We start from the raw sequence: 12788 nt of genomic DNA, 5'->3' as shown, positions 1-12788 counted from the left end.
ATGGTTTTAAAGCCAGTGTAGGCGATTATCCAATGGAGGCGGTGTATGATAACATGTACATTTACAGAGATTCCATTAACTATGCCGACGGTATTAAGCTGCGTGTAAGGGGGCTTTCCAAAACCAATCAATACCGCATTAAACTATGGGGTGCAAGGATCGATAATAATACTCCCGTACGGGTGCTGGAGAGCATACAGGGGCCGGAAAAATGGAAGGAAACCGCATTCATCAAAAAGGCGGATACCAGGTATCTCACTTCCCAGGCAGCGGACTATAACAATGCAGTCGTTCACAATATAACTGGCGTTGATTCTGTCGATATACTGTTGCGCCCCAGCCTGGCGAGCAACTTCGCACATATCAGCGTAATCGATATCGGCATCACGGGCGATATGCCACTGGCCCCCACGCTTAATATTCCAGATACAACAATAGATCTGTTTAATACAAGCCACGTTCAGCTCAGACCCACGGTTGTGGATAATGGCGTCCCTATTTACGACTACCAATGGACGCAGGTATCGGGCCCCAGTTCTATCGGGGTGCCGTTATATCCAACTATCAACGCAGATTTGTATGACCTTACGAACGGCGTGTATGTGTTCCGGTTAACCATGGTGACGGCAGTGGGCAATATTTCTGATGACGTAAAAGTTACCGTGCTGCCCAATAACGGAGGCAAGAAAACCCTGCGTGTTCACTTTTCTAAAACCGCTGCTGAATTTGTTCCTGGATGGATGAACGTATTTGGAGAGCCCGGTAAGGCTATGCCCCTCCCGACGATCATCGGAAAACTAGATCCTGTAACAAGCTGGACTATCGACAACGTGTTGTCGGGTACCGCAAATTATTGGATAGAGTACGCCGGCAGCAGCAGCTCCAATACGGATGGCCACACTACGGGCAACAACAGCGGTATTGTACCGGATATTGTGCTGAGGGGGTATTGGTACAACTTTACACCATATTCTCCGGGAAAACACAATCTGGAAATCGGTAACCTGGCTACGGCGAAGCGATACAAAATTACGATAGTGCCGTCGCGTTCCTCCACCTCAACCCCGCTCAAATTCGGGTGCTACAGGGTAAATGGCGGAGCAGTCAAATACTTAAATGCTTTAGGTAATACGCTGAATGCGGTAGTGTTCGACGACATAGCGCCAGATGCCAACGGAAAAATATTCCTTGATATTCATTCCCCTGTAGGAGTGGATACCAATACCTACGGCAACTTTAGCTTTATCAATGGCCTGATCATACAAGAGTTATAGTTTATCCCTAATAAAGTGCTATGCTGAAACAGTTGGCTTTAAGTCTTGCTTTACTCGCTGCATTATCGCAGATAAACGGCGCTAAAGCAGGAAACATAAAAAATAATGACACCGGTAGCCTGCCACGGTTGCAGATAATGCGGGACAGTCTTATCCCAGGTATACATACAGGGGCGTTGAAAATCCCTGTTATGCCGGACAGGAAATCATTAGGCCTGGATACTGCCGGGCTCAAAGCCCTGATCCCAGGAACAGGCCTCAAAGGAGCATCTTTAATACCAGGAAAAAATCTCCTGGTGATGGATACGGCATCGCTGACGGGCGCTACGCGGGCGCTGCGTAACCCTGACCTGAGAGGTTATCTTAAAACAAAGATTGGCCCGGCGGAACAGTCATTGCTGAAGGGCTTCGACACTTCGCAGGACAGTACTAAACTCTGGCAGTATTTCACTCAAAAATCCAATGCTGGAAAATCGTTGCTGTCGGGTTTTATTAATCCCGATGCTTTTTTGAAATATGCACCACCGGCCAATAAACTAAAGGGCCTTGGCGCGCAGGTGATCTGGGACGATAATCCACCATTACCCTTTCAGACGAAGGTGCTACTTCAAGGTGGCGACATGGTTACGCTGGGCGGAATACCTGTGGATATCAATTACAACAACCTGGCGTCTTTTGGCGGCGGCACACAGGATTATATTACGGGCGGGTTGTTTAAAGTAAACTTTAACCGTGAGCAATACCTGCAGCAATTAAACGCAAAACTGAATACCTACTACGATCTCCGGAAGTTTTTCCTGAAAGACATGGACCTTGAATCTGCTATGCGCTCTTATGTAGACAAACGTTTGGCTGGCATCCGTACTGGTATAGACAGCCTTTACGGAAATGGTCTCTCAGGTGTGTTGCCAACAGGAATGAGCATGGATCAGCTGGTACAGCTGGATACCACGCAAATCTTACAATTGTTTAAAGGCAACGATCCTTTCGAAGCAATAAAAGCACAGGCGATAAATAAAGCAGGCATTGCAGGTGATTCTGTAATGCTTCAACAACAGGCAAAACAGGCAGCTATCGAAAAAGTGTTGGCATTGAAAAGAGACCTGGAGAGTGGCCAACCTGCCAGGGAACAACTGGCTCGCTTCGATAAGGTGAAGGATCAATTATCTGCTTTTATAAACACCGACGAAAGCCGCATCCGCCATGCGAAGGAGTTGTTTCCATTAAGCGGCCTGCAACGATTTTTCCTCAGGGTGAAAGATTTAAATATAGGCGCCTTTAATACAGACGCAAGTGCCTCGTCCATTTCAGGCCTGTTCATGAAAGGAGCTGGGGGCAGTTTTCTGAATAAAGGGAAAATGCTGATGCTCGGGATAGGTAGTCGTACGGATGGACAGGGGATGAAGGATGCTTTCCTGGAAAATAACGCATCCGCCGGCAGTTACTTTATGCAATTCGCCAGGCTTGGCAAGGGAGACCTTGAAGAAGATCATACGCACCTGACCGCACTCAATGCTAATACGAAAAACAACGAGCGCCACCAGGTAAACCAGCAGTTCGCTGCGCGTAATATATTTGTTGGAACGCTGTCTAAACAATTGACACTGGGTGAATATGGCACCATCAATGGCGAATTTTCAAAATCGAATACGGAGTTTGCCAATGCAGGTTCCGGTAGTGGTGGTTATGCCATGTCGCAGAAGGCTGCCGCTATGTCGTTTTTTAATGATTTTTGGCAAACAGTGTCATTAGGCCTTCGTTATACAGGCGAAGTGCGGGAACTGAGCATGTCGCAGGGAGCCTACGTTTCCTACGCAGGTATGGGCTACAATAACCCCGGTACCCCCTTTGGCACAAGGGGCAGCTGGCAGTACGGGCTTAATGTGCGCCGGCGCTGGAAATTCCATAAAATGACTACCGCTTTCCGTACCGATATCAGGGACATACAAACATCTTTTGATGCCGGATGGAAAAGTTTTCAGTATTCAGGAGATGTACAGTTCCGCGTAAAACGAAACTGGTCGCTCAACGCACGCATGATGCGCTCCTCCATGAAAAGCAGCGGGAATAATGCCGGCGATGGATTCATTACCCGCCAGGCTTCGCTCACCTCGCAGTTAAGTGGATACATCGGCAGCATGCCTTCCAGTAACCTCATCGTGGCGGGCTTGCAGCAAATGAAACTGACTTCAGCAACACTACCGCTGAACAGCGTACTCGCCAACGTGAACATTGCCGAAAACCTGGTGATCAATGGCCACGTACTCTCGCTAAACATGTTCTACAACTACGACCTGAAACAGAATGCCGTGTACGGTAACATGCTTAACATGGACGCCGGATGGAGTTATATGCTCTTTAAAACGCTTAACTGTAACAGCGGCATCACCTTCCTGGACAATCATAACATGGTGACCCAGCTGGGTGTGAAACAAAGCATGTCGGTGGAACTGATACCTGGTGTGAATGCAGCAGTATATGTTGATACGCGGAAGAATCTTTACAGTAGTCCATTAAACTACCTGTTCGGTACTTTCCGCACGGAATTTTCTTTACAATATTTAATCAACTGATCATGGCGCAAGTGAAATTATGGCTTACCGTGGTAATGGTGTTTTGTTGCAGTATACTGCATGCGCAGGTAAGTTTTGTATTTATCCCGGAAATACAGGGGCGTACGGTAGATGGGCTTTTTATGGTCCGTACTGTTAACATGAATACGCAGCGTAGTACTGCGACACTTACGATCTCCGTTACGGAACGGGTGTCGGGAAAGATCGTGCAGGTACAGTCGGCCCCTTTCGACCTGTTGCCCGGTAACAACCCGTTGCCGCCCTCAATGGCGAGGAATGCTTCGGTGCTGTATGGTAACGCAAGAGAATCTGCCGTTACCAGGCAATCGGGCTATTTTATGGAAGGTGATTATGACTACTGTTTCCAGTTGTTCGAAGGGAAATCAGGTGCGGGCACGTTACTGGCGGAACAATGTTTTCAATACTACCTGAAGCCATTCTCGCCTTTGTTGCTTATTCGTCCCGGCGACATGGAAACGCTTTGTGATAAAAGACCTGCGTTCTTCTGGCAACCAATACTGCCGGCTGTCCCAGGTGTACTATACCGCCTGGCGCTGGTGGAGCTAAAAGCTAATCAGCATAAAACAGAAGGCATGAATGTAAACCTGCCGCTGATTAACCAACGTAACATCGGTACACCTATGTTGTTCTTTCCGGCAGTAAATAAAGACCTGGAGGAAGGTAAACGGTACGCCTGGCAGGTTACCGCTTATAAAGGGGTGACTATGCTATCGCAATCAGAAATATGGGAATTTACCTGTATTTGCACCCTCAATGAAAAAGACAGTTTGCCCGACGCATTCAGGAATATTGAAGATCTCGCAAAAGGCAACTTTTACCTCGCGGAGGGCCGGGTAATGTTCGCGATGAACAATCCTTACGCAGCCACAAATCTTACTTACTCCGTTCTGCCGATTTCCAATCCACAGGAGAAGATTAAAAAACTAAGGAAGGTTAAACTCACGCACGGACTTAACTACGTGGTAATCGACCTGCGTGATAACGCTTCGTTTGTTGATGGTCATTATTATCAGCTACAGGTGAACGTGCCGGGTGGCAATACCAAGGCATTGAGATTCCTGTATAAATCCCCTGTTGAACAATGATGAAGTGCAAATATATAAGTGCATGCATCCTGCTGCTGTTATTCGCAGCCTGTAGTGCAAAGAAGAAAACACTGGCGGAAGCCATGAAAGACCCGGGCATCCGGCAGGAAAAGGAAATCAACAAGGTGAAGGTGGTACTCAGTTATATGCCAGCCTGTTGGCAACGTAACCTGGACAGGGGAGAGGCAGATACTTCGACCATGACCTTCCGTGTGCAGGTAACACCCGACAAAAACAGTGTTCGGCAAACCGACAACAAAGCTGCAAGTTTCGGTACCGATTCGTTGTTCGCCCTTGTAACAGGCGGGGATACGATAAGACCAATATATAGTGAAAGGATCGCCAATGGAAATATCACAGGAGTAGAGTACGTAGTGGCATTTGAGAGGCGGCTTACCGGCCAGTCCAACGCGCTTCGTTTTATCTACATGGACTGGTTGTTCTCGGCTGCGCGGATGGAGTTTTTTTATGAGCGGACCAATATTTCAAAAGTAGACGAATTAAGCTGTAGTTTATGATATTTAAAGTGAATGCCAGGAAAAGGATCGCATTTTTCTTTCTCGCTTTGCTGGCAGGCGAAATGTTAACCCCCGCCCTTGCACATGCCCTCACCAGCGGCCCTGTACAGCCGGAAACGAAGCAGTTTGCCGCAGCAGGTGCCAGTGATATGGTAGACCTGTTTACCGGCGATTTCAAATATAATATACCGCTGCTTGACGTGGAAGGTTATCCCGTAAACCTCGCCTATGCTTCCGGCTCCAATATGGAAGACGAAGCATCCTGGGTAGGCTTGGGCTGGAACCTCAATGTAGGAAGTGTTACCCGTAATCTTCGTGGTATCGCAGACGATGCAGATGGTGACAATACGTATACGCATGCCTATTTTAAACCGCAGATTACGTACGGTGGCCGTGGTACTTTACGGGCAGAACTATCCGGTTATGATATCGCAAAACTAAAAGGCTCTCTTTCTGTTGGTGTTTTTAGTGACAACTATACAGGCCTTGGCGCGGAATTCGGTGTGAACTCCGGTATGAGCCTTACGATTGGTGGTACCCTTACCGGGGAGATGGGCACGGAGGCGATTTCCAATACCTCGACCGGGGTTGACAAAACAAGGAAGAAAAGCCTTGAGTTCCGTATGAGTGCAGACTCAAAGCTGTATAATATCGGTATTTCTTCCCAGGTTTCTTATAATTCCAGGAGGGGGCTCAAGGAGCGCACCCTCGGTGGGTCAATGTCTGTTGGTCCACTGGAGCTGGAAATGGCTAATAAGATATCTTATAATACACCTCCCATCTACCCACGTGCATCGAATGACATTGAGTCGAAGGACTGGACTTTTTCGCTGGACGTCGGCGGGCTTACGTTTCTTTTGTTTACGGGTGGCGGTCTTACCGGTTACAAACGCGTACGGCAACTGGCAAAGGCGGAATACCCCAGAAGGGCCTATGGCCTGATGTATGCTGATAATGGTAAAGACGACCCCCATGCGCTGATGGACTTTTTAAGAGAGAAGGAAAACCCCGTGGTTAACGGGCTACCTAATCTACCCATACCTGTTTCTACACCTGACGTATTTAGTTATACTGGGCAGGCGGGCAGCGGTCAGTTCCGTCTTCATAATGCTGGTTCCGGCGTCCTTTTCGACCCGGCCTCCAAATCGTCAAGTGATGTGTTTACGGCGGGTGGTGATTTTGGCTATGGTTATATCCTGCATGGCGGTGTTACACTGTATAATCAGGATGTACGGTCACATACAGGCAAATGGACGGTGGACAACGGCTTCCTGGCCAAAGGTGATTTCCGCAAGAAGGATGATTTGGAGGCAGTGAATGAAGAAACAACCTATTTTAAAGAATCAGGCGAGCAAAATGTAGCCGATCCGGCATTCGTTAATCGCATACAGGGAGAAGAACTGGTATCGGTAAAACTAAACCAGAAAACGGCGACCCCCAATCTGAAACAGGGCGGTACCATCTTCCCGATAGCCGCTCCTTATAAAAAAGACGGGCGCCAGCAGCGTAAAACCTCCATCTCTTATCTTACAGCCCGGGAGTTAATGACCTGTGCGCAGCGCGAACTGGAAGATTATCCTTTCCTCAATACTACGTTTACACCTGTTGCCTGCCAGAAATTCAACCCTGAGAAAATCGGGCGCGGAAGCGGTCCGCGTAAAAGCGGGCACATTTCCGAAATAACGGTACAGTCGGAAGGTGGCCAACGGATGGTATATGGGGTGCCAGTTTATAATGCTGCGCAAACGGAATACACTTTTGCCACTTCGAAAGAAACCCTGGACCCGGAAACAAAACAGGCAAATATCTTATGGGACACTGATGGCGAGATTAAACACAACTACGGTCGCGATGAATATTACAGCCGCGAAAAGCAGCCCTCTTACGCCACCAGCTACCTGCTTACAAGTTTGCTGTCCGCCGACTATTCAGACCTCACCGGGAATGGGGTTTCAGAAGATGATCATGGTACTGCTTACCGGTTCAATTATTCCCGGCAGGATGATTATTATAACTGGCGCACACCGTTTGATAAAGGCCAGGCATTGTTTAACAAAGGCCTCTATGCAGATGATGGCGATGATAAAGGCAGCCTGGTATACGGTTCCCGTGAATTGTGGTACACGCAGTCGATAGAGTCGAAAAACATGGTCGCTTATTTTATTACCGAAGACAGGGAAGACGGGCTGGATGTGGCGAACGCAAACGGCGATATGTCTTCCACATCCAAACTAAAACGCCTTAAGGAAATACGCCTGTACGCTAAAAACAATCTTGCTACACCTATTAAAACCGTCGTGTTTGAATATGATTATTCGCTTTGTCCGGGAATGCCCAATCACCTGAAACTTAATGGTACCGGTAAACTGACGCTAAAGCACGTATACTTTAAATACGGATCATCCACCAAGGGGATGCAGAACAAATACGCGTTTTTCTATAACGAAGGCGTTGGCTATGAACGCATGGCTGCTGACCGTTGGGGCACCTATAAACCCCAGAATGCCAATACACAAACAGGCTGGCCGTTCCAGAACGACGAATTTCCTTATGCCGTACAGGACTCTGTGAAAGCAGCGTTATATGCGGGCATGTGGAATATCAATAAAATTGAACTACCCACCGGTGGCAGTATTAACGTAGAATATGAAGCGGATGATTACGCCTACGTACAGGACAAACGTGCGATGCAGATGCGGCACATCACCGGGATGATCAAGGAAGACGGTTCGCCTGCAACGGAACTAACGGAAGCCAGGGGATTGCGTATCAGTGTTCCAGATGCGAGTGCAGGGGCAGAAGATCCAACCCTTTGGTTTAAACGCGAATACCTCGATAATACGGATGTGCTGTACACCAAGCTGTTTGTGCATATCGGTGATAAAGTCAATAACAATAATGAACGCTATTTCGACTTTGTGCCCACCTACTCCAATATTGAAAAGGTAACACTGGGCGGAAGCGGGGATGATGCCTACGCGGATGTTTGGCTGAAAAGTAAACAGGCAGGCGGACTTACGATTAACCCGATATTGCTGTCGGCCTGGCAGAAAATGAAGGAAGATTACCCGATGTATGCCTATCCTGGTTATGATGGCAGATTGCAGCATGAAACGGGCATTGAGAAAGCGCTTGCGCAGATCGTAAATGCCTTCAAAAATATGCGCGAGCTGAAAGAGAATTTTTACCAGCGCGCTAACCGTAAGAAGTTCGCGAAAACCGTGGACCTTACCAAAAGTTTTGCACGTGTGGCCAATTACAGCGGCCACCAGCTCGGTGGTGGAGTTCGGGTGAAGAAATTACTGGTAACAGATGGCTGGAACGAAATGACAGGCAGCGATGATGTGATCAATATTGGGCAGGTGTATGAATATACCACAGAGCTGCCCGGCGCTAAAGATGGCCGCACGATCAGCAGTGGTGTGGCGGCCTACGAGCCACAGGCAGGTGGTGATGAAAATGCAATGCACATGCCCGTGGAGTACATGGAGGAAATACAGGGAGGACTGAATAACTTCTATTATCTCGAAAAGCCGTTTGGTGAATACCTTTTCCCTTCGCCACAGGTAGGATATAGCAAGGTGACTGTACGCAGGCTGGACGAAACGGGCTTGCTAGACGAGAAGAACCTGACGGGATACGATGTGTCCGAATTTTTTACAGCCCGCGACTACCCCGTGATCGTTAAAGCAGACGGCAAACCGGATGAATTTAACCATCAGTCGAACTCGACGTTCTCCTTTTTTGGCGGTAACGCCATCCACGAGAAATATATGTCGCAGGGTTACGTGGTAATTCTGAACGATATGCATGGGAAACCGCGTGCTGAAAAGGCATATAACAAAGTCGGCGTGGAAGTATCCGCTACAGAATACATTTATGATAGTGAAGGTTACAACGGGACGTCTTACCGCTTACGCAACCGCGTTCAAACGGTAAATGATAAGGGGATTATCAACCCCGAAGAGCAGGTGATAGGAAGGGAGATAGATATGTTCACCCACATGCGGGAGGAAGAAAGTAAAAACTTCGGTACCACCTATGCTGTAGGCTCCGACTATTTCCAGGCGATCTGGTTCCCGCTGCTGATACCACACTTCCCGATAAAAACAAATAAGGAATACCGGCTGTTCCGTTCTGCCTCACTGTTAAAGACGGTACAATATACGGGTGTAGTAAAGAAGGTGATCAAACGCCTGGATGGCGCCAGTGTTTCTGCAGAAAATCTTTTGTATGACGAATTGACCGGACAGCCGGTGGTGACTTCCACGCAGAATGAGTTCGGAGATCCTGTTTATTCCGTGAACATCCCGGCTTATTGGGTGTACCCGAAAATGGGGCCTGCTTATAAAACGGCGAACAGGGTTTTTAAAGACATGACGACCAGCGCCACCGGTGAAATTATGGCGGAATATAAACCATTCCTGACGGCCGGGGATGAAATGTCCGATGTTTTCACAGGGCAGCGATTGTGGGTAGTGAACGATGCGGAGGCGCCAGGTGGCACAGGCAAACTGAGGCTGATAGATGAAATTGGAAAGCGCCGGTTGAACTATAAGGGAACCACTAAACTGATCCGTTCCGGCTACCGGAATATGCTGGGTGCTGCGGCTGGAAGTATCACCAGCCTTCGTAATCCTATTGGCAGCGATAATAAACTAGCGTTGTTCTACAACAATGACCTTAGCGGGTATAAAGTATTGGACGCAAAGGCTACACTATATGATGAAAAATGGGGCGTGCCGGGATGTGTTGCCGGAGGGTGTCCTACCGGGTATACCATGAATGAGTTGACCGGAAGATGCGAAAAGGTGCCGGCCGTTGAGCAGAGCGTATTTAATTTCTGTGATCCAAATGGAAGTGAATATATCTACAATGCCCAGGGCGCTGTTTTTTACGCCTTGAATGGCACCATTTCCGCGCAGAAAACAAATGCGTTCTGGGGGCAGGCTGCCATTGTAAGTCCTAAGCCAATCAGCTACGGCCTGTTGGGTGAAGCGATGAAGATATGTAACTCAACTTATGACCTTACCAACAAGTGGACGGGAGTTTCTGCCTCCGTATCCATTCCGGTTAGCGGAGTGTATCACATAGCGATGTCTGGCAACGGTGCATTGCGGTTCTTCGTGGATAACCGTAACACGCCGGTGATCGACAGGCCGGCATCACTCGGAAATGTTAACCACCAGAAAATACATGTGTATGCTGTGGAGCTTGCCGCCGGTGAGCACCAGGTATGGGCGGAGGGGAAATCCAGCACCAGTACCCCGGTAATGATGGTCGCATATATTTTCGGCGCACCGCTGGCACAACTTACGCAGGCATTATTCCATACGGAGGCTCAAACCATCTGGGGAATGACAGGGGAGATGAAATATGGCGATGTTAATACTTACATATTCGAGGATAATGGTACGCGGGTAGCAGAGAAGTATACTTGTGACGGAGGGATACTTAAGGGGCCGAATGTATTGGGCGAGAAGATATGCGTGGCGACAGAAAACAGCTGTCCACCGAACTCTATTTTAGTAGGGGACGACCTGAGCGTTTGTGCCACACCGTTGACCGGTAGTACAGATGCTATATTTAACATCAACCGGATTGCGAATGCATCGTTCAATGCTAACGGAACATCTTTCTTTGATCTGCAAGGCAGGGTAGTGGGCACAACCGATGCAGGCTTTTGGAAGGAGTGCATTTCCATCACCCATCCGACCTGCGGCCGGCTGAACAAGTGTGCCTTTTTTGTAGGGGCCGCCACCGAATCACGGAGGACCGGGTTAACCAGTTGCTTTAAAGTACCGTCCACTGGCAACTACTATGTTGGTTATAGCGGTACTGCTGCGGCCGAGTTTTTTGTTGATGAAATGAAGGTGAGCGGAGATGAACCCGGTGGCCTGACCACTAACAAGTGGTTTGTAAAGCCTTTGGCTTTAACCGCCGGGCAGCACCAGGTACGTGTAGAAACAAGGAATAACAGCGAAAGCGTCGGGGCTTTGGGTATGGAAATATATGGCGCGGCTGACTATATTCAATTTAAAGCAGGCACCACGACGCCTACCATCCTGTTTTCTACTTCAGAACTAATATATTCCCGTACGAACCCATACGTGGTCAATAGTAACAACTCCGTGACCAGTAAGTATGCCGGCAATGGGGAAAAGGTATATTCGGACTGCGGCAGCTATGTCTATATCAACCCCGTAGCAAAAAACAACATCATCAACCCTTACCTCCTTGGCTATCTTGGTAACTGGAGGCCCTCCGAATCCAAAGTGGTGGAAACCAACCGCACAGATAAAAACCTGTTCTCCGGTAACACTGGCGAAGGCTTGGATATCAGGAACAGCGGTGCCTACAAAACGTTCACCCCTTTCTGGTACCTCAATGCCGGCAATTGGGCGCATGATGTAACGACACCGACTCCAACATCTAACGAGCTCTGGGTAACCAGCAGTTACATTACCCGTTATGACAGGCAGGGACATGAACTGGAAAACAAGGATGCCCTGGGACGGTACAGCAGTGCGATCTACAGCTACAAAAATTCACTGCCCACAGCGGTGGCGGCCAATGCGCAACGCAGGGAAATATTCTATGAAAGCTTTGACGATTACCTGTTTAACCAGCAATGTGCTTTACCGCAGCCATGCTCGTCAGACGATTTCAAATTCCCGATGAATGCCAGCCTCATTACCGGCACAGCACATTCGGGCAGGTATGGCTACAAAATAGGATCTGGAATAACCATGACGGCATTGGTGCATACGATGGAACATAAACCGGGAGAGTACCTCGGCGTTAACATAAACGGGGAATACTACAAAAAATACATCCCGGCCTACTTTAAAGAAGGTTTCAGTCCCCGGCCGGACAGGAAGTACATCTTCTCAGCCTGGGTGAAAAACAATAATCCTAAGGCGGCATCCAGCAAACTGGTGCTGACGGTTAATAACCAGGATTATGAGCTGAACAAAAAAGCGGCTGTGGAAGGATGGGTGTTGGTTGAACATATCATGGATTTCAGCCAACTGACTTTCACGGACGGCCTGTTGAATTTCGGATTAAAAGGAGCGGGGGGCAGTATCGACATCATCGTCGACGACGTCCGCATATTCCCTTACGACGCCCAGGTAAAAACCTACGCTTATGACGACGCCAGCATGCGCCTGATGGCCGAACTGGACGAAAATAACTACGCCACTTTCTATGAATATGATGATGAGGGTACGCTCATTCGTGTGAAAAAAGAAACAGAAAAGGGTATCCTTACAATCAAAGAAAGCCGCTCGGCATACAGGAAAAAACCTTAAAGCC

5 protein-coding genes are annotated in these 12788 nt (G+C 48.3%); all 5 read left to right on the top strand.

Annotation, left to right across the window (positions count from 1 at the left end; genetic code table 11):
• Positions 1-1274, top strand: a 1274-nt coding sequence (locus QZT80_RS10615) for a hypothetical protein (protein WP_295121526.1), incomplete at its 5' end; no start/stop codon positions are given.
• Positions 1275-1294: 20 nt separating this feature from the next.
• A complete protein-coding gene (locus tag QZT80_RS10610) occupies positions 1295-3847 on the top strand; it encodes a hypothetical protein (protein WP_295121524.1) in 2553 nt (850 codons plus the stop codon).
• A 2-nt stretch (positions 3848-3849) separates the two neighbouring features.
• On the top strand, positions 3850-4953 hold the full coding sequence (locus QZT80_RS10605) for a hypothetical protein (protein ID WP_295121523.1): 1104 nt from the start codon (positions 3850-3852) through the stop codon (positions 4951-4953).
• Positions 4950-5471: a hypothetical protein gene (locus QZT80_RS10600; protein WP_295121521.1), complete on the top strand. Its 522-nt coding sequence runs from the start codon at positions 4950-4952 to the stop codon at positions 5469-5471. Before QZT80_RS10605 ends, QZT80_RS10600 begins: the two co-directional genes overlap by 4 nt.
• The gene (locus QZT80_RS10595) at positions 5468-12784 is read left to right on the top strand and encodes a hypothetical protein (RefSeq protein WP_295121519.1); all 7317 of its coding nucleotides are present in this window, start codon (positions 5468-5470) and stop codon (positions 12782-12784) included. The genes QZT80_RS10600 and QZT80_RS10595 overlap by 4 nt, the downstream gene beginning before the upstream one ends.
• Positions 12785-12788 lie beyond the last annotated feature (4 nt).

Source organism: uncultured Chitinophaga sp., assembly GCF_902168175.1.
Classification (GTDB): Bacteria; Bacteroidota; Bacteroidia; order Chitinophagales; family Chitinophagaceae; genus Chitinophaga.
The sequence above is the reverse complement of the archived record's forward strand: the minus strand, read 5'-3'. Positions and strand labels throughout refer to the sequence as shown.

Bases quoted from the DNA above. Each gene is read 5' to 3' on its own strand.
- QZT80_RS10610 (WP_295121524.1), top strand. From the start codon at position 1,295: ATGCTGAAACAGTTGGCTTTAAGTCTTGCTTTACTCGCTGCATTATCG.
- QZT80_RS10605 (WP_295121523.1), top strand. From the start codon at position 3,850: ATGGCGCAAGTGAAATTATGGCTTACCGTGGTAATGGTGTTTTGTTGC.
- QZT80_RS10600 (WP_295121521.1), top strand. From the start codon at position 4,950: ATGATGAAGTGCAAATATATAAGTGCATGCATCCTGCTGCTGTTATTC.
- QZT80_RS10595 (WP_295121519.1), top strand. From the start codon at position 5,468: ATGATATTTAAAGTGAATGCCAGGAAAAGGATCGCATTTTTCTTTCTC.